Genomic DNA, 23,902 nt, shown 5'->3' on the forward strand with positions numbered 1-23,902 from the left:
AATATTTATCTGTGGGATTTGTCGTTAGTTTATTACAGGTAATTGACAAATAACCTGTAAGTTCATCAGTAATTATTGAGAAGATGGTGAAATATTAATTAACAAGGTGATACTATGTTAGATAAAGTTAAGATTTCAAGTTTTCAATTATCTGTATTAATCATTGGATTTACGCTTGGTTCATCCACTATTTTTAATCCTGCTTTCATGGCAGGATCAGATGCTTGGATGGTTATTGTTCTTAGTTTATTAAGTGGTATTGTCTTGATTGCTATATTTTCTTATATATCTATTCTTAACCCTGGAAAAACACTAATAGGTATTTTGACGGATGTTTTTGGTAAGATAATAGGAAAATTTATAGCTGGTCTTTATATATGGTATTTTATTCATCTCTTATCGTTAGTTATAAGAAATTTTATGGAGTTTATCTCGGCTACAATCTACTACGAAACACCTATGCTTTTTATTTCATCTATTTTAGTATTAGTATGCGCTTATAAAATAAAAAAAGGTTTAGAGGTAATGGCTAGAGTTGCTGAATTACTGATTCCAATTATTATAATGATAATTTTCTTGTTACTTATTACATTAATAAGTAAGTATGATGTTAGTTATTTCTTCCCTGTTTTAGACAAGGGGTTAAAACCAGTTCTAAAGGCGTCTTTTTTAATGATGACTTTTCCCTATGGAGAATTGGTAGCTTTTTTAATGATATTTCCCCATTTAAATAAACAAAAGAATGTCTTTAAAATAGCTAGTATTTCCGTCATTCTAGCGGGCTTATTATTACTAGTAGTAACCCTTAGAACCTTATTGGTTTTAGGACCGATGATGGTAAGTAGGATTATCTATCCTAGTTTTATAAGTGTAAAGTTTGTTCCAGAAATTCATATAGAGGTTTTGTCAGCTATAAACCTACTAATAGGAGGTGCAACTAAAGGTTGTGTATTATTTTATTCTATTGTGATGGGAATAGCACAAATACTTAAACTTGATGATTATAAACCATTTGTTCTCCCTATTTCAACAATCTTAGTTGGTTTATCATTGTGGTTATATGAAAGTTTTTATGAACAACTGAGCTGGGCAGAAGAAATATATCCATTCTATGCACTTCCATTTCAAATCATTATACCTATATATGTATTGATTATTTCTTATAAAAGAAATAAAAAAAATCTTAATAATTGATGATTTTGGTTAATTTTTCTAATTAATAAATTTGTAAAAGAGAAATGAATTCAGAATTTGATAAAATATGTATAAACAAGGTGATATTATGCTAGATAAAGTAAGAATTTCTAGTTTTCAATTAGCTTTATTAATAATTGGATATATTCTTGGTTCAGCTACTATATTTAATCCTGCTTTTATTGTAGCTTCTGATTCTTGGATGGTTGTAATATTTAGTTCAATAAGCGGGATTGTATTGATTGGTATCTATTGTTACATATCTATACTTAACCCTGGGAAAACACTAATAGATATTTTAATAAGTGTTTTTGGTAAGACATTGGGTACAGTAATTGGTTTTCTCTATATATGGTATTTTATCCATCTTTTTTCTTTAATTGGAGATTCATTTATTGATTTTAATGCAACTGCTGTTTATGTTGAAACCCCAGCTTTATTTTTCGCAGTTGTTTTTGGTTTAGTGACTATTTATAGAGTAAAAAAAGGTTTAGAAGTTATTGCTAGATTTAGTGAAATAGTAATTCCATTAATGATTTCTTTTACTTTATTAATAGTTTTCGCATTAATAGGTGAATATGATGTTAATTATTTCTTTCCTGTTTTGGAAAATGGATTTAAACCAGTCCTAAAAGCTTCTTTTTTTATGATGACTTTTCCATTTGGAGAATTAGTTGTTTTTTTAATGATCTTTCCACATTTGAATAGACAAAAGAATATCTTTAAAATTTCTAGTGTTTCTGTTATTATTGCAAGTTTTCTATTACTTTTATTAACCATAAGTACCATAATGGTTATAGGACCAGCTATGATAGGTAGAATTACTTATCCAAGTTTTATTAGTGCAAAGTTTGTACCAGAAATTAATATAGAAGTGTTAACAAGTATTAATCTATTAATTGGCGGGGCTATCCAATTTTCCGTATTACTATATGCTACATGTATGGGAATTTCACAAATTTTGAAACTAGACGATTATAAACCATTTATAATACCAGTAATTATAATTGCGTATGCTTTATCTTTTTGGTTATTTGAAAACACTTTTGAACATACGGTTTGGTCAGAAAAGGTATTTCCATACTATTCACTTCCTTTTCAAGTCTTCATCCCCTTATATATATTGATTTTTTCCATTATAAAAAATAAGATGAAATCTTCTAATTAATTGTAAAAAGTTAGTAAAAAGGTTAATAAAAGGTACACTGTTTTTCAAAAAAGACAGTGTATCTTTTAATTTTGGATTATAGAAATATATAGTGACAATTTGTTGAATAATAAGCAATCTAGTGGGGAGGGATTCTTGTTTTTTATATACAGATATTAAATTTTTCCTACTATAAACTCATGTAAATTTATTTAATTTTATAAAAAAAAGATTTGACAACGCTTTCTTCAGTTGTTATAATAGGCTTAAATTATATGATAAAACGTTTTACTAAGGAGTTTGCTATGAAAATTGTAGAAAATACTTTAACTTCTCAAATATTTAGTGAACTGCGAAATACAGGTCCATTTATGCCTTATGAAGAAGAAGATATAATATATGCTTTAGAACATTCTTTGTTTAATGTGGTAATTTACGATGAGCAAAAAGCTGTTGGAATTGCCAGATTAATTGGAGATAATCGTTTGACTTTTATTATTAAAGACGTTGTGGTATTGCCTAGGTATCAAAAAATGGGCGTAGGTGATTTATTAATGAAACAACTGTTAAAATATATTGATGCTAATGCTTGTGCTAATGCTTATATTGGTCTAATGAGTACCCCACATAAGGAAGGATTTTATGAAAAGTATGGTTTTATTCGAAGACCAAATGAAAAGTATGGTGCAGGTATGGTGATGTTTTATGAAGGAGGAAAAAATAAGTGAATAAAATAATCGTCTTTGGTAGTGTCAACACTGATTTAGTGATATCATCCCCAAAGATTCCTATAGAAGGTGAAACATTAAAAGGACATGATTTTTTTACAAGTCCTGGTGGAAAAGGAGCTAATCAAGCAGTTACTGCTTCTTTACTTGGTGGTTGTGTGGAACTGATCGGTTGTGTTGGTAACGACTACTTTGGTATTAAATCATTAGAAGTATTAAAAAATAGTGGAATAGAAACTAGTCACATCCATCAAATTGATGGAGCCCAATCAGGAATTGCGATGATTATAACAGTTAATGGTGATAATCGCATCATCCTAGATAGTGGTGCTAACAAAAAATTAAAAGTACAACATTTACAACAATATATTAATCAAAACAAAGTATTCGGTGATGTATTTGTTACACAATTAGAAAATGATGTAGATGAAACAATTGAAGCACTTAAAGTAGCTAAGAAACATGGAATGAAAACTATATTTAATCCCGCACCAGCAGTCAAAATCAACCCAGTTGTATATCAAAGTGTTGATATGCTTGTACTCAATCAAAGTGAAGCTCAGATTTTAACTAATACATATCCTACTGATCAAAGTGGGTGTCAAGCTGTTTATAAGCATTTATCTACATTAGGTGTTAAGATGGTCATTATCACGCTGGGTTCACAAGGAAGTGTACTGGTAGATGAAAAAGGGATTAAAGAAATGAAGGGTTATCAAGTTCCTGTTGTTGATACAACAGGAGCAGGAGATGCATATATTGGAGCACTAGCGTATGCTATATCAAACGGAATCAGTGTTTATGATAGTATGAAACTTGCTAGTCAAGTTTCTGCACTTGTTGTGACGAAAAAAGGGGCACAAATTGCGATGCCGACATTGAATGAAGTAAAAAATTATTTCAAGAAGGAGGATAAAAATGAATAAACGTCCAATTATAATTGACACAGACCCTGGTATTGATGATGCCGTTGCCATTGCCATCGCGTTATTTAGTGATGAATTAGATGTAAAACTAATTACAACAGTTGCTGGCAATGTTAGTTTAGACAAGGTAACATCTAATGCGTTAAAATTATTGAAGTTTTGGAATAAAAAAATACCTGTTGCTAAAGGAGCTAATGAACCGCTCATTAGACCTTTAGAAGATGCAAGTAGCGTTCATGGAAATAGTGGAATGGATGGTTATGAATTTGAAACAGGAGATTCATCACTTCTTCTAAAAGATAATGCAGTTGAAGCAATGTATAAAACCATTATGTCTAGTGAAGAGAAAATTACCATTATGCCAATTGGTCCTTTAACAAATATCGCATTACTTTTAAAAGTATATCCACAAGTTAAAGAGAAAATTGAAGAAATTGTATTAATGGGTGGATCTGTCACTCGAGGAAATAAAGGGGTTATGTCAGAGTTTAACATAGCTATAGACCCAGAAGCAGCAAAAATTGTATTTTCAAGTGGTGTTCCAATTGTCATGGCAGGACTTGATGTAGGGTGGAAGGCTCTAGTATATCCAGAGGATAGCGCTAAAATAAAAACCTTTAATCGTACAGGAGAGATGATATACTCATTATTCCAACATTATCGTGGAAGAGGTTTAAGAAATGGCCTTAAAATGTATGATAGTTGTGCAGTTGCTTATTTACTAAAACCTGAGATGTTTGAAGTGGTTAATACATTTGTTGATGTAGAACTAAATGGTAGTCTAACCACAGGAACAACGGTTGTTGATTTGAAGGGATATTTAAAACAGCCAAATAATGCGAAAGTATGTGTAGATATTGATCAGGAAATTTTTAAAAATTGGTTGCTTAATGCATTGAAAAAGTGTATTTAAAGTGAATATATATTAAATTAAAGGGAGGAAAAATCGTGGAACAATTTATTATGTGGTCCGCTGCTTTTATTGCTGTAGCGTTAGTTGTTTATATGTTACTAATAAAAGCAGATATTAAAATGACATTATTAGGAGTTGGATTGGCATTATTATATGTTGCTACCATATTGTTGGGAAATTCTGTTGCAGAAACTGGAAATGCAATTCTAGATCCATTCCAAGTTGTTGTTGATCAGTTCAAAAAAATCTTACCAAAAGCAGGGCTAATTATTCTAATTTTAGGTGGTTACTCAAGTTATATGAGTGCAATTGGCGCAAATGAAGTGACTGTCGATGTATTAACCAAACCACTAAAAGGGATTAAATCAGCTTATGTTTTGGTACCATTTGTATTCTTACTAGGAAACCTATTATCACTTGTTGTGCCAAGTGCTTCAAACTTAGCAATTATTTTACTTGCTACTCTATATCCTGTATTAAAAAAATCAGGAATGTCTACATTAACAGCAGCTGCTGTCATCGCTACAACAGCAACTGTTATGCCAACACCATTAGGTGGGGACAATGTAGCAATCGCAGAAGAATTATCTCAATATTCTGATTTCACTGGATTAACTGCTTCTGAATATGTATTCAGTTATCATGCACTTGTATCAATTCCAACATTAATCTTAATGGCAGTTGTTCATTACTTCTGGCAAAAATATCAAGATAAGAAATTAATAGCTAAAGGAATCCAAATTGAAGAAGATGTAACAATAGATACAACAAAAGCAGTTGAAATTCAAGGTGGAGTGCTTTACAAAACAGTGTATGCATTATTACCTATATTCCCAATCATTTTATTACTTGTCTTCTATATCTTAGGTACAAGTAATGTAGTTAATGTTAATTTATCAGTTGGATTATCAGTATTAGTCAGCTTTTTAGTCGCAATTATTGCTGAATTAATCCGTAGACGTTTTAATGGTAAAGAAGTGTTTAAACATACTGAAACATTCTTTAAAGGGATGGGGAATGGTTTTGGAATCGTAGCGTTATTAGTAGCTGCCTCTGTATTTGTTTCAGGTCTAAAAGGAATTGGAATTGTTGATGCAATTAGAGAAATTATGCAAAATAATCAAGGTCAAGGATTTGTATTGCCATTAATATTAGTTCTATTCACTGCTTTAATTGTTATCTTAAGTGGTAGTGGAACAGCATTATTCTATTCAATGGTACCACTTATGTATCCACTAGCAGCTGCTGCAGGAATTAGTGCATTAGCAGTAACAATCCCAATGGGACTTGCAGGAAACTTATTACGCGCTGTATCTCCTGTTTCTGCCGTTGTAGTTATCGTTGCTGGTACAACAAAACAAAATCCATTTAATATCGTGAAACGTACGTCAGTTCCTATGATATCTGGTGTTATATTCATGTTTATATTATCAATGATCATGTTCTTATAATTAAAATATATATATTATAAATAATTTTAAAAACTGCGCCTTTAAAATTTATAAGGAGCAGTTTTTAATTTGCATATAATAACACTATTTATTAGAATTTTATTATTTATTTACTGAATTTTTATTCGATTTTTGATACAATTATAATTGAAGTGGGTGATGTTAAATGACAACTATTAAAGATGTTGCAAAAGAAGTGGGGGTATCTGTCACAACTGTTTCTTTGGTTTTAAATCATAAATCAGTTCGTGTATCAGAAGCAACAAGGAAAAAGATATTTGAAGTGGCAGAAAAACTTAAATATACTCCAAATTTCGCTGCTAGAAGTTTAGTATCGAAAGAATCAAAGACTATAGGTCTTATAATTCCTGATATTGAAAATGCATTTTTTTCAAGCTTATATAAGTCGATTGAGGATTATGCTCGTTCTCTTGGTTACATGGTATTATTAATGAATAATAATGATTCTCATCAAACCAACCTTGAAGTGATTGATTTATTATTAAATAGACATATTGATGGTTTATTACTTGTTATTTCTAATGAGTCTTATCAAGAGCAGTATCAGGAAGAAATGAAACGTGTCCTATTAAATTTATCAATTCCTTTAGTTATGGTTGACCGTGTATTTGATGATTCCTATGTAAATAAGGTTCATTTTGATAATCAATTAGGAGGGTATTTAGCTACCAGGCACCTTATTGATCATGGTCATAAAAAAATTGCTTGTATTACTGGTCCGAAAGATACGAAAAGTTCAGAAAAAAGGTTAAAGGGGTACTATCAAGCAATGAAAGAAGCTAATTTAACGATTAATGAGGACCTATTGCTAGAAGGTGATTATCACTTTGATAGTGGTAGAATACGAATGAATGAATTGTTAAATAAAGATTTAACTGGAATTTTTGCTTTTAATGATTTAATGGCTTATGGTGCGATTTTCTCTATATATGATGTAAATAAAGATATCCCAGATGACTATTCAATTATTGGGTATGACCATTTTTTACTGGCAACTCTACTTAACTCACAATTAGATTCAATTGAACAAAATAGTAAAATATTAGGTGAGGAAGCGTGTAAAATTTTATTTTCAGAGATTAAAAATAAAACCGAAGACCGACAAAATATTTGTTTAGAACCAGTATTGTTTAAAAGTGGTAGTGTAAAAGAAATATAGTTGATAAAAAGAAAAAGTGATAAATCTAATCATATGATTTATCACTTTTTTAAATGTATATAAAGTAAGGGTATATAATTTATGCTTTTGTTAAACGTTCTGTGAAGAATGTTAAACCTCTTTTAAAAGCTGTTAATCCATAAATCATGCTACTCCAATCAATTACTGTAATTACTAATGGGTACCAACGATTATTTTCTTTTAAATGAGACCAAGAATAACGATGTAATCCATACTGATAAGAAGAACGGAATTTAATTTCATCTTCTTTATCATGTGGATTTTTATAATGATTATAAGGGATATGTTGATATAGGGCATATAAATCATAAATCCCTTCAGGGTATACTGGTAGGAAACCAGCTACGATATAGGCTGAAGCTATATTTCTTTTAGAATCATTAATTCTATCTGCATGATATTCATCATATAGTCCTTTATTTGATCCAGCCCCATATCCCCAGACAAAAGATGGAACATCTAATTCCTTCCATTTTAATCTATCAGCCATACAAGCATTTTTAAAATACTTTCTATAGACTGAACTAGTAGTATATTCTGGAACTAGATAAAAGGGAAATTGATGAACAAATGAAGATAAAAAGTGATTTTCTCTATCGGTTAATACCTGAATATCACGATAAATTGATTTAGGAAGTTGATTTATTTTATCTAATGCAAAGGTATTATCCCATAGGTTGATGATATCTTCGCTATCAGGTTGACATAATTTTGCTAGATAAGAGACTAAAACATATTCATTATAAGCAGGAAGTGGTGCTATCCCCTTTCCTTCTTTTGAAATCATATTGATAACCCCTTTATCTTTATCATTAACAACAATACGCCAATCAATTGAATGTAATAAATCGTTGGCTAATTCCATTATTTCAGGATGTGTCTTTTTAAAGTGATTACCAGCAAAAAGAGCCCCTGCAACTAATAAAGAGGTATCGATGGTTGAAAATTCTGAATGGATATTTTCTCCTGTTTCACTATCAACAAAATGGGCAAAAAAACCTGATTTCAAATCACGTGAAACACAACATCCTTTCTTCTGTCCTAAAACAGTTTTCAGTGTGATTAGTACTTTTTGTGCTGCTTCACTATCCCAGCCTTCCATATCAGAAACACAAAGTCCTATTAATCCAACACCAGTTGCAGCGATTGAACATCTTGTATCAGGATTCTTGTCCATTGTCAGAAAAGAATCAGCATATAATCCTGTATTAGGATGTCTTGAAGCTTCTAGTAATCTAATAGAGTCTCGATATTGAGTATCGAAAAATTGTTTGACATTGTAGGGTAAATTATTATAATGATTAGTTGTTTGCATCATATAAACACTACTTTCTTTAAAAGGTTATCATTATTATAGATTTATTTTATGTAAAATTCAATCATTTTTTACTGAATTATTTTCAGTGAATCTGAAGATAACATAAAAACATTGTATACAAATTAAAAATTAGTCTTAACAGTATTAAATATATTTTTAACTAATGAGTTAATTAAATGTTAATTTGATTCTATAATACTTCTTTTCATATACATCAAAACAATAACATTGTATTATTTCATCAGAAAAACCTAAGAATAAAATAATTTTTATTAATAGGAAAAATTTGTAAAAATTAAAGTATTGGATTCATCTTGACAAAAAAAATGTCATATTGTATAATTGACTCAAACGTTTCAATAAAACGTTTACAAATCAATGTTGTTTATATAAATACTTATTTTGGTATTTATGGTTATTATTGGAATTATTTCTAATTAAAATAAAGATTTAAAATTATTTTTTTAGATGCAACTGAAACGTTTCAGTAAAGTGGAGGACATCATGATAGAGATTAAAAATCAGTGCGTATCTATTGATGGAGAACCTGTTATATTAAAGGGTGCTGAATTTCATTATTTTAGAAACGATGCTAGGAATTGGGAATCAATTTTAAATAAAATAAAAGCTTGTCACATAAATCTTGTTAGTACTTATATTCCATGGATGTGGCATGAACCTATTGAAGGAAAAATTGATTTAACCGGAAAACGTCGACCAGAAACTAATTTAGCTGCTTTTTTTCAAGCGGTTAAAGATGCTGGGATGTATTTACTCGTTCGACCAGGACCTTATATTATGTCAGAAACGATTAATTCCGGTGTTCCCATGTGGGTAAATGAGAAGTACCCAGAAGTGATTTCTAGAAAAGCAAATGGTGAGTTTTCACCTAGTCAAGTGGCAAATTATTTGCATCCTAAATTTGTTGAATTAACAACTAAGTGGTATCAAGCGGTTTGTCAGGTGATAAAACAATATAGTGTTGAAAATGGTGGTAATATCATCATGTTCCAATTAGATAATGAAGTTGGGATGTTACAATGGGTAACTAATCAACCAGATTTAAGTGATGAAGCCCTAGATCGGTTTAGCTTATACTTAGGAGAAAAGTTTAGTACCATTGAAAAGTTAAATAAATATTTAGATTTAGATTTAACACAATTTTCAGATGTTGCTAACTATATAAAATCACCTGTTGAAAGAAGTTGTTTAAAACTTCATGAATTGTTTGGTTATTTCTTGCGTGAAGATTATGCAAATTATATAAAATCCTTAAAAGGATTGGCTATTCAAAATGGATGTAATATGCCTTTTATCGTAAATGTTCATGGATTTGACCAACATGATTATTCAAAAAGAGGAAAACAATATCCTATTGGTCTATCTCAACTGTATGAGATAAGAAAAATTGAAGGTTGTCTTTATGCAGGGGATTATTATATAGGAAATATTGTTCCAGATAATTATTATGATGTTGTTTTGGCTAATGAATTTACAAAAGCGATTCAACCTAAAGAACAACCGCTATTCTCAGCTGAATTTCAAGGTGGATTTCAATATGGAATACCTAAATTACAGCCGACTACATACGATTTAAAAACAAGATTATGCTTCGCAAATGGTATGAATGCGATAAATTATTACATGTTTGTTGGTGGATATAATGATGAAGGGATTGGATTACTTGCCCCAAGACATGATTGGCAAGCGCCTATTTCAAGTGATGGAAGTTTAAAAATCCAGTATCATTATATTCATGACTTAATGAAAGTATTTAAAGCATATGAATCAGAATTAATTAAAACAAAACCACGTCACTCTGTTTGTTTAGGATTTAATCCTGACTATTATATGACTGAATTTGATAATCAATATACAAAACCTCGTAAAGACATGCTAGTGAATTATAGAAATGATTTTCTTTATGAAGGGGTAGGTAAAGCGATTGTTAATCAGAATATATATCCCAAAGGAATTGATTTACTTAGTTCTGACTTATCGAAGGAAAAACAACTAATTGTTTTTTCAACAGAATATATGAATCAATCCATTCAATTAAAATTAATAGAATTTATTAAATCTGGAGGTAGTTTGTTCATTTATCCGCAAATACCAACGAAGGATATGAATGGAGAAGTGTGTACCTACTTGAAAGACTATCTTGATATTGAGATTGTTGATAAAGAGTGGTGGAAATTAACTAATATTCTGGATTATAAAGAGGTCAATGTTGCTTTCACAGAACATTATCAGGTTAATGACGATTGGAAAGAATTAGGAAGTAATGAAAGCAGTAATTATCCACATACTTGTTTAAAGAAAATAGGCAAAGGACAAGTTCTAATCTTTGGATGTGCTATGAAAAATGATTACGCTTATAAAGATGACATTATTAAACGATTGCTTGAGTATATTCAGGTTTATCCATTATCAGAAGTAGATGAGTGGGTAACCATTAATATTAGAGAAGATAAAGATACATTATTATTCTTTATTAACAATCTTGATGAGTATGATAAAACCATCTGTATTAAAGAACTAGCTAATCATCCAATTCATATTCCGATGAGAAAAGGACTTATATTACCAAAACAAATGAAAATAACAGATGAGATTACAATTCTTTATTCAACCCTTGAAATAAAAGAAAAGAAGATTGAGGACAAAAAATGTACAATAGAGTTTGGTTCTGAGAACAAAAACGGATTTGTTAAACTCGAAATTTTAAATCCTGATCTTAATATTTCATCTATCGGTTTTGATCTTATTAAAAAAAATGATCAAACAATTTTATATAAAATCAAAGAAAATTCAAAAAATCTTACAATAATCATTGGTTAATACCAACAACTGTTGGATTAATAATAAATTGGGAGGAAGAAGAAACAATGAAGAAATTGGTTTACGTTTTAACACTATTTGTATTTGTTATGACTGTAGCAGCTTGTAATACTGAAAAGAAATCTACAACAACTACAGAAGAAACTACAACTACAGAGGGAACTACAACTACAGAAGCAACTTGTCCAGGTGGTGTTGTTACAATTAAATATGCTAACTGGAACTTAGGTACTGAAGAAGAAAACAATTTAGAAAGAAGAATGATTGCTGAATTCAATGCTCAAGATGAGTGTCGTCAAGTTGTTATCGATGAAAATATTGACCCAGGTGATTGGGCAGGTTCATTAAACGCAGCAGCAGCTGCTGGAACATTACCAGATGTATTTATGTTACAAACAGTTCCAGATGCAATCGCTAACGAATGGGTATTAGATATTTCATCATATGTTAAAGATGATGCTGAATGGGATGGTTTAGCAAGTGCTCTAACAGATTCAATTACTTATGATAATGAAACATATGCTATTCCATTTGCGATGTTTATCCAAGGTTATTGGATTAACAATGATTTATTCAGACAACATAATGCTTATGCTCCTGAATTCGGATTTACATGGGATGAATTTGATAGTGCAATTTCTGCAATGACAAAACCACTTGATGGTGTTGTTGGTCTATCTGAAGAAATATCAGTTGTGGACTATTATCCTGCACTTAAATCAGAAAATTTAGGTTGGTATTCATTTGATGGATCACAATATAATTTAAATTCATCTGTATTTATTGAAGGTGTAACTAAAGCCAAAAGTTATTTTGATAACGGATATGTACTAGATGCACAATCTCCTGAAACAAAAGAAAATTATTTTGATAGTCCAGGTTGGTGGGGAGAAGCATGGGACTCAGGTCATATTGCAATTGCTTGGGAAGCATCTTGGGCATTACCTCATATGATTAATGATTTAACATTTGATTGGGATTTCATTGGATTACCTGATGGTAAAGTTGTTTTAATTCCTGACTTTTTAGGAGTTTCAGCAGCGTCAGAGCATCCAGAAGTGGCTTATGAATTTGCTAAATGGATGAGTTTTTCAAAAGAAGGATATTTAAAACGTATTGAAATCGCTAACAACAATGAAGGAATAGTAGTCAATACATTACCATTAATTGATGATGAAGATGTAGTTGATGCTTACTTTGAAACTTTAGATGTTCGAGGATTACGTGCTGTTTATAATGATTTAGATGCATCAGCTATCGTTGAAGGTGTTAAAGTTATTCCTGGTTATCGTGATTCAAGATGGGATGCACCAACAGGTATCGCTATGGGAACTCCAGGCGAAGATGGTTATAAAGATAATGCAACAATAAATGACATTCTTTGGAATTCATTTAGAGGAAACTTAAACTATAGTGACCATGCTGACGCTATAAACACAATAGCAAACCAAAAATATACAGATGCAAATGCATCTTTAGGTAAGTAGATTAATTGGAGGAGAATTAAATGAAAAAGGTACTTAGTTTAGCATTAGTAACCTTTATAGTGATTATCACTTTGGTAGCCGCTATTAGAATCGCTAATGAAAAGAAACCTATTTCAACCTATTCTCCTTCCTTTTTATTAAAAGGAAGTCACGAAATATTACCAAGTTCATATGAATTGTTTTACCAAATCAATCAAGAAGATAATGTTGAGGGCTATCAAACAGAATTAAATCAATATGATTATGAAGGTAGTACTTTGTATTTGAATGATGGACAAACGGTTACATATGACTTGCATATTTTGGAAGAAGGAGAATATGAAATAGGTTTTGATTATATAACCCTAAATGATTCAATCGTTCCAATAGAAATTACTATCTTAATTAATGGTGAAAATCAATTGGATCGAAATCTAATTATTGATAAATATTGGGTTAAAAACGATAAAGAAAAAAGATTTGACAGAAATAACAATCAAGTTTTACCTCAACAAACACATTATGAAGCTTGGATGACAAACTTTTTTAAAGATTTAGATACATTAGAAGATGAAAATATAAAATTTCATTTAGATAAAGGAATAAATCAAATTGAAATCAAAGCAGTAAATGAAACAATTTTACTTGGAAATGTATATGTAGTAAAGAACAAAATGGTTAAAACATATGATGAATATCGTAACAAATTACCTGAAAAAAATAATGAACTCATCACAATAGAAGCAGAAGATGTTAGTTATAAAAATGATGTTGGTATAATTATGGGGGTTACTAGAGACCCAAATGTTTCACCTTCAAGCAGTAATTATAACTTATTAAATCATTTACCTGATTATTCATTTAGTCAACATGGAAGTGAAGTAAGTTATCATTTTGAGGTAGACCACTCTGGTTATTACAATATTAGTCTAAAATACCAGCAGAGAAAAAAAGTTCATTCAAATATATTTTTGGATATAAAAATAGACAATGAATTCCCGTTTAAAGAATTAAATAATTACTGTATCAATCCTGCATCTAGTTGGACAAATACTGTAATAGGAAATCAATTTGGAGGATATCAAATTTATTTAGAAGAAGGACTCCATACACTTACTATCCAAAATGATGTATCTAATTATCAAGAAGATTATAAATCGCTTCAACAAATATCAGAAGAGATTAATGATCTTACTTTAAAGATACGAAAAATCACAGGGAATCAAAATGATCCTTATCGTGAGTGGGACTTAGAAAAATACATTCCAAATATTAAAGATATATTAAGTGATTGGGAAAATGAAATAGCTGAAACCATTCAATCAATTAAGAGAATGAATCCCCAAGAAAAAAGTAATTATGAGATTAAAAATCTCCAATCTGCTTTAAGAAAAATCAAAGAATTAAAAAGTGATGTTGATAAAATACCGAATAAAATGACCTTATTATCAGAAGGTTCTAATTCGATTGCACAGACTTTAACCCTTGTTTCAAATTATATAATAGATCAACCTATCTCCATTGATAAAATCTATATTCATGGTAGTAAAGCTGAATTACCAAAGGCAAAACATAATTTCTTATACAATACCTATTTGAAATATGAAGGAATAATAGCGACGTTCTTTAAAAAAGGTGAGATTGAGAATCAAGAGGAAATTAATGTATGGGTAAATCGTCCACGACAAATTGTTAATATCATGCAGCAAATGGTTGATACGACTTTTACAAAAGAGACAGGAATAAAAGTTAATTTATCGGTTATGCCTGATGAACAAAAATTGATTTTAGCGAACGCTGCAAGTACACAACCAGATGTCGCCTTAGGTATCAGTAATTGGATACCATATGAACTTGCGATAAGGGGGGCCTCTGTTGACTTAAGACAATTTGAAGGTTTTGGAGAATTATTAAATAACTTTCAGTCTGGTGCTATTTTACCTTATGTATTAGATGATGGGGTTTATGGATTGCCAGAAACACAAGATTTTCAATTAACCTTATATCGTAAAGATATTATGGAGTCATTAAATTTAGAGATTCCAGAAACTTATGAAGAAATAAAATATATATTACCAACCTTACAACGATATGGGATGAATTTTTTCCTACCATTATCATCAGCAGGAGGATTAAAACCTTATGCAGCTACATCCCCGTTTATTTATCAGTATAGTGGAGATTTTTATTCTAGTGATGGATTAAATTCTACTATTAATACCGAGGAATCTTATAAAGCATTAAAGATGATGACTGATTTATATACCATTTACTCATTACCACAACAAGCACCAAGTTTCTATGAATACTTTAGAAATGGAAAACTTCCAATCGGAGTTGCTAATTTTTCAGAATATAAAAAACTTTTATTTGCTTCACCAGAATTAGCTGGAAAGTGGAATATAGCACTTCATCCAGGTGTTGAAAATGAAAATGGTGATATTGATAGATGGGCTACAGGTTCTGCTCAATCAGTCGTTATGTTTAAAAAATCTTATAAACAATTAGAGTCTTGGGAGTTTATTAAATGGTGGATGTCTAAAGAAACACAAGTTGATTTTATGCATACTCTCCAATCAGTTCTTGGCTCTGAATATTTATGGAATACTGCCAATGTTGAAGCCTTTAAAGAATTACCAATACCTGATGAACATAAGGAAGTAATCTTACAACAATGGCAACATCTAAGAGAAGTTCCACGTGTACCAGGTGGCTATATGGTAGAGCGTGAAGTAAGTAATATATGGAATAAAGTTGTATTTGATGGCGTTAATTTACGTTTAGCAATTGATGATGCAACCTTGACTATAAATCGTGAACTTAGAAGAAAGCAAAAAGAATTTGGTTATATAGAAGGTGATAAAGTGGTCAACAAATACATTGTTCCGACTATTGAACAAGTCGAGTCTTGGAAAGTGAAACCAAAATATAATGAATAGATTAAAAAAAATAAATTCAGCTTATTTATTTATATTACCTTATGTAACCATGTTTTTAATCTTTATTGTCTTACCAGTATTTATTGCTTTCATATTAAGTTTCACCTATTTTAACGCAGTAGAAGCACCTGAGTTTAATGGTGTACAAAATTATATTTATATCTTGACACAAGATAAAGTATTCATGCAAACAATATTGCCTAATACCATTAAGTTTTCTTTAATCGTTGGTCCTGGTGGGTATATCTTATCTTTTCTCCTTGCTTGGATTTTAGCACAAGTTCCTCATAAGCCAAGAACAATCTTAGCTTTAATGATATACTCACCTTCTATGACCGCTGGAGTTGCCATAACTGTTTTATGGCAAATCATCTTCAGTGGTGATGAAAAAGGATTAATTAATGGATTTTTAATAAATTATAATTTCATAAGTGAACCCATTCAGTGGTTACAATCTCCTGATCATTTGATGATGGTAATGATTATTGTCTCCTTGTGGAGTAGTATGGGCGTTGGATTTTTGGCAATGCTTGCAGGTGTATTAAATATTAACACTGAAGTATATGAAGCAGCTTATATTGATGGGTTAAGAAATAAATTTCAAGAAATATTTTATATTACCATGCCATCAATGAAACCACAAATGCTTTTTGGAGCAGTAATGTCAATTGTGGGTACCTTTAGTGCAGGAGCGATTGGGGTTCAGTTATCAGGAGCTAATCCTACCCCACAAAATTCAGGACAATTAATTGTTAACCATATTGAAGACTATGGTATCTTAAGGTCTGAAATGGGGCTCGCTGCAGCATTTTCAGTTGTTTTATTAATTATTATTTATGGTATTTCAAAATATGTCAATAAATTATTAAATGATTAGGAGGGAAAAGGCATGTCTTATTTTGGAACAAAAATAAACCCTAAATATCATCATAGAAGTCAAATTAAATTTTACCTATTTGTCTTACCCTTAGCCATCTTTATGGTTTTACCAATTATCTATATTTTTGTAACAGCATTTAAACCAATTGATGAACTATTCGCCTTCCCACCTCGGTTTTATGTGATTAACCCAACATTAGATAATTTTAGAGATTTAGCTTATATGAGTGATAGTAGTGGGTTACCGATGGGGCGTTATATTTTAAATAGTATCTTAGTGACTGGTTTTGTATTAGTTCTATCATTATTATTCAGTACAATGGCAGGTTTTGCCTTATCAAAAAAACATTTTAAAGGGAAATCTTTATTATTTGAAATTAATACACTAGCGATTATGTTTGTGCCTATTGCCGTTACAATTCCAAGATTTTTAATCATTAGTAAATTGGGTATTATCAATACCTTTTCAGCACATATTCTACCATTACTAGCTGTTCCTGTTGGATTGTTTTTGGTTAAACAATTTATTGATCAAATACCAAATGAATTAATTGAAGCAGCCTATGTGGATGGTGCTAATGATTTTTATATTTATAAAAAGATCATTATTCCTTTAATTAAACCAGCGATTGCAACCGTTGCAATTTTAGCGTTTCAGTCTACTTGGAATAATGTAGAAACCTCAACTTTGTTTGTAAATAATTCAGAGTTAAAAACATTTGCGTTTTATTTAAACACATTTGTGACCCAATCAAATGCGGTTGCAGGAGCTGGGATAGCAGCAGCTTCTTCAATGATCATGTTTTTACCTAATTTAATTATATTTATCTTTTTACAAAGTAAAATTATGAATACAATGGCTCATTCAGGAATTAAGTAAGGGGGAGAATAATGAAAAAATTTACAGAAATCTTAATTATATTTTTCCTCTTATTTACCCCTTTAGTAAAAGTAAAGGGAGAATCTGCTTACGATACATTTACAATTGATGCAAAAGGGAATTTTGTACCAACCCAAGAAGCTTTTACAGCGATTGATATTATAAATCTTGATTTAAAAAATCCCAGTGACTTATTTATAGATCAAAACAATAATTTTTATATAGCTGATACAGACAATCATCGGATTGTTAAATATGATCAGTCAAGTGAAGAAATTACCTATTTAGGTGATTCTGTTTTAGAAAGTCCTACAGGGGTTCATGTAACACAGGATAATCTTATATATGTAGCTGATTTTATAAAAGAAGAGATTGTTGTACTTGATACAAAAGGAAATTTAATAAAATCTTTAGCACGACCAGATGAAATCTATTATGGTGAAGATATTAAATTTAAACCTCGAAAAGTTGTTGTTGATGAAAATGAAAACATTTATGTAATAACAGAAGGGGGAGTTAACGGGATTGTTCAATTGAACAGTAATGGAGATTTCCTAGGTTACTTTGGAGCGAATTCAACAAAACCAACCTTAAAGATGATTATTCAACGGGCAATATTTTCTGAAAAACAATTATCCCAATTAGCTCAATTAATTCCACCTTCTCCTACGAATATCGCAATAGATAAAGAGTCCATTGTTTATCCAATCTATAAAGGTCAATCAAGTGAAGCACTTAGAAAATTAAACTTAAATGGGACAAATGTATTGTTTATGGATTATAATTCTGACTCATTAATTGATATTACAGTTGATAACGATGGGAATATCTATACTATTGATGAAAATGAGGAAGGAAATATTAGCATTCATGATAGTTTTGGAAACTTATTGTTTCGTTTCGGTGAAAAAAATACCTTGTCGATGCGATTAGGTCAATTTATTAATCCTAGTAGTATCGCTGTTGATACAAATGGTAATATTTCAGTACTTGATTATCGTACCGGTTCTATTCAGATTTTTACAAAGACTGAATTTGGTGATTTGGTATTTCAAGGTGTCAAACTATTTAAAGATGGAAAATATACGGAAAGCCAAGGTATATGGGAAGATGTACTAAAACAAAATCCCCGTTTTGCTTTAGCCCATGTAGGATTAGGAAAAGCGTATTTGAAAAATTCTTTATATCATGATGCCTTAAGAGAATTCAGATTAGGAAATTCAATGAGCGATTATTCTGAAACTTATTGGGAAATTAGAAATATATGGTTACAACATAATATCATGTATTTTATTGGAATCCTTATCATATTTATTTTTATCAAAAAATGGTTTAATCGTCATAAACAATCATATGAGCTTTATAAGAAATATCTGAAAACAAGAAATAAGATTCTAAATACTACTTTATTTAAGGAATTATTTTATCTTAAACATATATTGAAACATCCTGTGGATACATTTTATGATATAAAGAATAAACGTAAGGTATCGGTAAAAACAGGTCTGCTATTGTATGTGGTTTTATCACTAGTAGTCGTTCTTTCTACGGTAATAAAAGGGTATCTATTTAGAGGTGAACTTGAACAATTATCCTTACTCAATTTAGCACTATCCTTTACAGCTCCTCTCCTAATTTTTACAGTGGCAAATCACTTAATGAGTTCTTTACAAAATGGGGAAGGATTTTATCGTGATATTTTTATTGGAGCAATCATTAGTTTTTCACCAATTATTTTGTTTAGTTTACCGCTTTCGTTGATCACAAATTTCTTAACATTAAATGAAGGATTTATCTATACATTTGCTTATAATATTTTATTTATTTGGTCAGTAATAAATCTTATTTTAATGGTCAAAGAGATCCATAACTATAAAATGAAGACATTGATATTAAATCTATTACTAACATTGTTTACAATCATCATTTTAATTGTTTTATTTGTGATAATTAATATTTTAACAACACAAATGATTCAATTCTTTGAAGGGATTATAAAGGAGGTAAGGCTCAATGCGTAAAGGTTTCAAAATTGGTTTAACATTGTTTATTCTATTTATTACAATAACAACTTTTAGAACATTTGCTTACACTGAACCAGTTGTTCATGATAATTTACCAAATCAATCCCAAAACAATTTGTTGAAATCGAGCTTCTTTACTCATCCTTTAGATCATCTTGTTTATAATCAACCAGAAGTAGAATTATCTAATTATGATATTTTACTCGAAAATGATAGTTTAAGGGTCTATATTGATGATGAATCATTGGCATTAAGAGTACTTAATAAGGAAACACAATATGTTTGGATGTCTGATTTAGACAATATATACGATGAACGATTGAATAGAGACTGGGTTAATTTTGTTCGCTCAGCTGTATCATTTAGCTATTTTAATAGTAAAGAAGTCGTTAAATACGATGATCTCATTAAATCTAAACGAGACATTACAATAGAGAAAACAGTTCAATCTGATCAAGTACGTTTTGACCTTGATTTTACCTATACTAAAATCAAATTAAGCTTAATCATCAAATTAGATGGTAATGCCTTAAGTATAAAGATTCCAAAAGAATCAATTGAAGAATATGGAAAAAATAAATTATTTAAATTACAATTATACCCATTTTTAGGAGCAACAAAATTTGATGAAATACCAGGATATTCTTTTATTCCTGATGGTAGTGGCGCTTTAGTTCGCTTTCAAAAAAATAATATCATGAAATCAAGTTTTAAGACTCGTTTCTTTGGTAACGACATCTATTTAAATCCTGTGAATAATGATATTTTACCATTTAATTTACCTGTTTATGGGATGGTTCATGGACATAATCAAAACGCTATTTTTTCAGAAGTCACCAGTGGTGCTCAATTTGGTGAGTTTATCATGCAGTTTGCTGGAAATACCACTGACTTTAATTTTAATTATGTTAATTTTCTATTAAGAGAAAAATACTTTCATCGTTTAATAGATGATCAAGGAATATCAAAGATAACAGAAGATAGATATCTTTATGATATTGAGGTTATACATAATTTTTTGAGTAATGAAAAAGCGAATTATATTGGTATGGCACAAACTTACCAAGATAGTTTATTCTATAATGATGAAAAACTGAAAACTGATACAAAAGACATACCTATGCATTTAGATGTAATCGCAGCGGATTCTTATCAATCAATTTTGTTTCAAAAATATGTCAAAATGACAACATTAGATGAATTGGTTTCAATTAATAATGAATTAAAAGATGAAAACATCAATGAGTTATTATTCACTTATAAAGGATATAATAAGGGCGGATTGTCTAAAATCAATTTAAACAACTATCAATTTGATAGAAGACTAAGAAATCAATCTAGTTTAGATAAATTAGATAATATGTATCTATATTATGAACCTTCTTTAGTCTATGAGAAAGAAGCAGATAAGAAATATCTATTACAACAAATTAATCAAAATTATGTATTGATAGATGACTATTATTATTATAATAACAATAAAAGTATCTTAAAAGGAATTCAACATGCTAAAGAATATGCTACTGATATAGGCACAAATATTGCACTTGATGGCGTGAGCAACCTCTTGTATTCTGATTTAAAAAATAACATCACAAGAGAAGAAATGATTAAACGTCTCAATGAAAAAATTGTTGATGATATCCCAATGTATAAACCAGCGAGTTATTTATTAAATAAAACCAGTGATTATTTAAATACTGCGAATAGTTCGAATCAATATCTTTTTATCACCGATTCAGTTCCATTTGTTCAGACCCTTTTACGAGGATATGTTAATTATTATTCAGAAAACATTAATAATAGTGGTAACAGAACATCAGAAATATTAAGATGCGTCGAATATGGAACCTATCCATCTTATCTGATTTCCAATAAATCAAGCTATTATTTAAAGAATGAAATATTTAATGACATATTTGGGATTGAATATGATTTGTATCGAAATTTGATTGCTGATGAATATCATTATGTGAATGAAGCTTTAAAACATGTTATAGATAGTAAAATTATTTCACATCACATCGTACATGAAGGATTAGTCGAAGTGACTTATGATAATGGGATAATAATCATCGTGAATTATAATAATCAAGAAATGAATTACCTAGGAAAGGTAATTGAAGGAAAAAATTATATTGTGATAGGTGATCAAAATGAATAGAAGAAAAAGTAGGGTAGGTTTATTATTTATTTCACCTTGGATTATCGGATTTAGTATCTTTACACTCTATCCATTATTATATTCCTTATACTTAAGTTTTCATAAAGTAAAAATTACAGCTCATGGAATTGTACTAACTAAAGTTGGATTTCAAAACTACAGTGACATGTTTATAACTGATGTATTATTTCTTGATTACTTAACTGATGAATTAATAACAATGGTTATTATGACAATTGTAATAACGGTATTTTCACTAATATTTGCTTTAATATTAAATATGAAAATCCGTTTTAAAGGACTGATTAGAACCATTTTCTTTATCCCTGTTGTTATTATTTCAGGTCCTGTTATTTCAGAATTAATCGAACAAGGGGCAACACAAGTTATTGATATTTCTAATTTCAATATTATAACCTTAATTACAAATGCTCTTGGTGATAAATTTTCACTTATTATCACTACGATATTTGATAAATTAATTTTAATTACTTGGTATTCAGGAATTCAAATTCTAATCTTTCTTGCTGCTTTACAGAAGTTAAATGGTGAATTATATGAAGCAGCAGCAATAGATGGTTCTAGTCCTTGGGAATCCTTTTGGAAAATTACGTTACCTTCATTAAAACCAATGATATTAGTTAATATGATTTATACTTTCATTTTCTTATCAACATTTTCATTAAATAAAGTAGTCAATCTTATTATAGAAAAGAGATTCAAGCTAGGTGCAGGATTTGGTTATGCATCAGCTATGTCATGGTTATACTTTGTCATTATCTTTCTAATGGTTTTAATATTAGTTCTTATTTTTAGAATCGATGTCAAATTTTCAATTAATAAACATAAACAATTTGGAACATTTAGTTTATTGCATCCAGAGCGATATGAAAATAAGGAGTTCTTATTTTTACAAAAACCTAAGGCTCGAAAAGTTAAGAGAATTGTATTTGGAAAATTAGGTACCGATGGATGGTTGTTTAAAATATTTATCTACATTTTAGTCTTAAGTATCTTATTTGTTTATCTTTACCCATTAATATTTATGTTACTAACAAGTTTACAATCAATGTCTGACTTGAGAAATCCAGGGGTAAATTTGATACCAAGCTCACTTTATTGGGATAATTTTGCGAAAAGTCTTGAAGTTCTCGATTATTTTAATACTTTAAAATCGTCCTTCTTTATTTCAGTTGTCCCATCAATCTTATTGGTATTTTCATGTAATTTAGTAGGATACGGGCTAGCGAGATTTAACTTTAAAGGTAAAAATATTGTATTTGCTTTAATCTTAATGACCTTTATTGTTCCTTCACAAGTCTTAACAATACCGACCTACCTAATGCTTAAAAAAATTGGTTTATTAGGAAATGTTTTAGCGATTATATTACCTGCAACATTTGCCCAAGGGTTAAAACATAGTATTTTCATCTTAATCGCCTACCAATTTTATAAATCAATTCCAAAAGTGTTAGATGAGGCAGCAGAAATTGATGGTGCTTCTCCACTTAAGATATTCCTTAGAATTGCCTTACCATTATCAGTTCCAGCATTACTTGTCTCATTCCTATTCTCATTTGTTTGGTACTGGAATGAAACATCTACAATATCACAATACTTAGAAAATTATAAAACACTTCCGATTCAATTATCCAAATTTGCTGCAACATTTGAAAAACTTTATCCTATGAGTGATTATGTTGATCAAGCAAACAGAAGTATTAAAATGGCAGGAACACTACTTACAATACTACCCGTTCTAGGTGTATACTTCATTCTACAAAGATGGTTTGTAGAAGGTATCGACAGAACAGGGATAACAGGAGAATAA

At 29.9% G+C, this 23,902-nt stretch carries 16 protein-coding genes and 1 pseudogene; 16 read left to right on the top strand and 1 reads right to left on the bottom strand.

Annotated elements, in window-relative coordinates; all coding sequences use genetic code 11:
- The first annotated feature begins 114 nt into the window (after window positions 1–114).
- The 7 genes from KHQ81_01355 to KHQ81_01385 all read left to right on the top strand — a co-directional run bounded on the left by KHQ81_01355 (window position 115) and on the right by KHQ81_01385 (window position 7,539).
- Entirely contained in the window at window positions 115–1,194 is a 1,080-nt protein-coding gene (locus KHQ81_01355; GenBank protein ID QVK18391.1) for an endospore germination permease, read from the top strand.
- 88 nt (window positions 1,195–1,282) lie between these two features.
- Window positions 1,283–2,362 (top strand): endospore germination permease, encoded by a 1,080-nt coding sequence (locus KHQ81_01360; GenBank protein ID QVK18392.1) that lies wholly within the window; start codon window positions 1,283–1,285, stop codon window positions 2,360–2,362.
- Window positions 2,363–2,616: 254 nt separating this feature from the next.
- Window positions 2,617–3,069 (top strand): GNAT family N-acetyltransferase, encoded by a 453-nt coding sequence (locus tag KHQ81_01365; protein QVK18393.1) that lies wholly within the window; start codon window positions 2,617–2,619, stop codon window positions 3,067–3,069.
- A complete protein-coding gene (locus tag KHQ81_01370; protein QVK18394.1) occupies window positions 3,066–3,995 on the top strand; it encodes a ribokinase in 930 nt (309 codons plus the stop codon). The genes KHQ81_01365 and KHQ81_01370 overlap by 4 nt, the downstream gene beginning before the upstream one ends.
- On the top strand, window positions 3,988–4,908 hold the full coding sequence (gene rihC, locus KHQ81_01375) for a ribonucleoside hydrolase RihC (GenBank protein ID QVK18395.1): 921 nt from the start codon (window positions 3,988–3,990) through the stop codon (window positions 4,906–4,908). Before KHQ81_01370 ends, rihC begins: the two co-directional genes overlap by 8 nt.
- A 35-nt stretch (window positions 4,909–4,943) precedes the next feature.
- Entirely contained in the window at window positions 4,944–6,359 is a 1,416-nt protein-coding gene (gene dcuC, locus KHQ81_01380) for a C4-dicarboxylate transporter DcuC (protein QVK18396.1), read from the top strand.
- 166 nt (window positions 6,360–6,525) lie between these two features.
- On the top strand, window positions 6,526–7,539 hold the full coding sequence (locus tag KHQ81_01385; protein ID QVK18397.1) for a LacI family DNA-binding transcriptional regulator: 1,014 nt from the start codon (window positions 6,526–6,528) through the stop codon (window positions 7,537–7,539).
- A 79-nt stretch (window positions 7,540–7,618) separates the two neighbouring features.
- On the opposite strand, the gene KHQ81_01390 is transcribed toward KHQ81_01385, so the two are convergent.
- Complete coding sequence (locus KHQ81_01390) at window positions 7,619–8,878, bottom strand: hypothetical protein (protein ID QVK18398.1); 1,260 nt, start codon at window positions 8,876–8,878, stop codon at window positions 7,619–7,621.
- A gap of 504 nt (window positions 8,879–9,382) precedes the next feature.
- Here KHQ81_01390 and KHQ81_01395 point away from each other — a divergent pair.
- The 9 genes and pseudogenes from KHQ81_01395 (at window position 9,383) to KHQ81_01435 (ending at window position 23,902) form a co-directional block, all read left to right on the top strand.
- Complete coding sequence (locus tag KHQ81_01395; protein ID QVK18399.1) at window positions 9,383–11,719, top strand: beta-galactosidase; 2,337 nt, start codon at window positions 9,383–9,385, stop codon at window positions 11,717–11,719.
- 47 nt (window positions 11,720–11,766) lie between these two features.
- Entirely contained in the window at window positions 11,767–13,206 is a 1,440-nt protein-coding gene (locus KHQ81_01400; GenBank protein ID QVK18400.1) for an extracellular solute-binding protein, read from the top strand.
- Between the two features lie 20 nt (window positions 13,207–13,226).
- A complete protein-coding gene (locus KHQ81_01405; protein ID QVK18401.1) occupies window positions 13,227–16,124 on the top strand; it encodes an extracellular solute-binding protein in 2,898 nt (965 codons plus the stop codon).
- Window positions 16,117–17,001, top strand: coding sequence for a sugar ABC transporter permease (locus KHQ81_01410; protein QVK18402.1), 885 nt, complete (start codon window positions 16,117–16,119; stop codon window positions 16,999–17,001). Before KHQ81_01405 ends, KHQ81_01410 begins: the two co-directional genes overlap by 8 nt.
- A gap of 12 nt (window positions 17,002–17,013) precedes the next feature.
- Window positions 17,014–17,883 carry a carbohydrate ABC transporter permease gene (locus KHQ81_01415; GenBank protein QVK18403.1) on the top strand — a complete coding sequence of 290 codons (870 nt, stop codon included), beginning with the start codon at window positions 17,014–17,016 and terminating at the stop codon, window positions 17,881–17,883.
- Window positions 17,884–17,894: 11 nt separating this feature from the next.
- Entirely contained in the window at window positions 17,895–19,904 is a 2,010-nt protein-coding gene (locus KHQ81_01420; GenBank protein QVK18404.1) for a YIP1 family protein, read from the top strand.
- Complete coding sequence (locus KHQ81_01425; GenBank protein QVK18405.1) at window positions 19,897–22,071, top strand: hypothetical protein; 2,175 nt, start codon at window positions 19,897–19,899, stop codon at window positions 22,069–22,071. The genes KHQ81_01420 and KHQ81_01425 overlap by 8 nt, the downstream gene beginning before the upstream one ends.
- Window positions 22,064–22,870, top strand: a pseudogene (locus KHQ81_01430) (sugar ABC transporter permease). Before KHQ81_01425 ends, KHQ81_01430 begins: the two are co-directional and overlap by 8 nt.
- Complete coding sequence (locus KHQ81_01435; GenBank protein ID QVK19520.1) at window positions 22,859–23,902, top strand: carbohydrate ABC transporter permease; 1,044 nt, start codon at window positions 22,859–22,861, stop codon at window positions 23,900–23,902. Before KHQ81_01430 ends, KHQ81_01435 begins: the two are co-directional and overlap by 12 nt.

The sequence above is a fragment of the Mycoplasmatota bacterium genome (assembly GCA_018394295.1).
Classification (GTDB): domain Bacteria; phylum Bacillota_I; class Bacilli_A; order Haloplasmatales; family Haloplasmataceae; genus JAENYC01.

What these genes read in the sequence shown, in the direction of transcription:
- KHQ81_01390 (QVK18398.1), bottom strand. Translation starts at nt 8,878, where the DNA reads ATGATGCAAACAACTAATCATTATAATAATTTACCCTACAATGTCAAA.
- KHQ81_01360 (QVK18392.1), top strand. Translation starts at nt 1,283, where the DNA reads ATGCTAGATAAAGTAAGAATTTCTAGTTTTCAATTAGCTTTATTAATA.
- KHQ81_01385 (QVK18397.1), top strand. Translation starts at nt 6,526, where the DNA reads ATGACAACTATTAAAGATGTTGCAAAAGAAGTGGGGGTATCTGTCACA.
- KHQ81_01400 (QVK18400.1), top strand. Translation starts at nt 11,767, where the DNA reads ATGAAGAAATTGGTTTACGTTTTAACACTATTTGTATTTGTTATGACT.
- KHQ81_01425 (QVK18405.1), top strand. Translation starts at nt 19,897, where the DNA reads ATGCGTAAAGGTTTCAAAATTGGTTTAACATTGTTTATTCTATTTATT.
- rihC (QVK18395.1), top strand. Translation starts at nt 3,988, where the DNA reads ATGAATAAACGTCCAATTATAATTGACACAGACCCTGGTATTGATGAT.
- KHQ81_01355 (QVK18391.1), top strand. Translation starts at nt 115, where the DNA reads ATGTTAGATAAAGTTAAGATTTCAAGTTTTCAATTATCTGTATTAATC.
- KHQ81_01435 (QVK19520.1), top strand. Translation starts at nt 22,859, where the DNA reads ATGGTTTTAATATTAGTTCTTATTTTTAGAATCGATGTCAAATTTTCA.
- KHQ81_01410 (QVK18402.1), top strand. Translation starts at nt 16,117, where the DNA reads ATGAATAGATTAAAAAAAATAAATTCAGCTTATTTATTTATATTACCT.
- KHQ81_01365 (QVK18393.1), top strand. Translation starts at nt 2,617, where the DNA reads ATGATAAAACGTTTTACTAAGGAGTTTGCTATGAAAATTGTAGAAAAT.
- KHQ81_01405 (QVK18401.1), top strand. Translation starts at nt 13,227, where the DNA reads ATGAAAAAGGTACTTAGTTTAGCATTAGTAACCTTTATAGTGATTATC.
- KHQ81_01395 (QVK18399.1), top strand. Translation starts at nt 9,383, where the DNA reads ATGATAGAGATTAAAAATCAGTGCGTATCTATTGATGGAGAACCTGTT.
- KHQ81_01420 (QVK18404.1), top strand. Translation starts at nt 17,895, where the DNA reads ATGAAAAAATTTACAGAAATCTTAATTATATTTTTCCTCTTATTTACC.
- KHQ81_01415 (QVK18403.1), top strand. Translation starts at nt 17,014, where the DNA reads ATGTCTTATTTTGGAACAAAAATAAACCCTAAATATCATCATAGAAGT.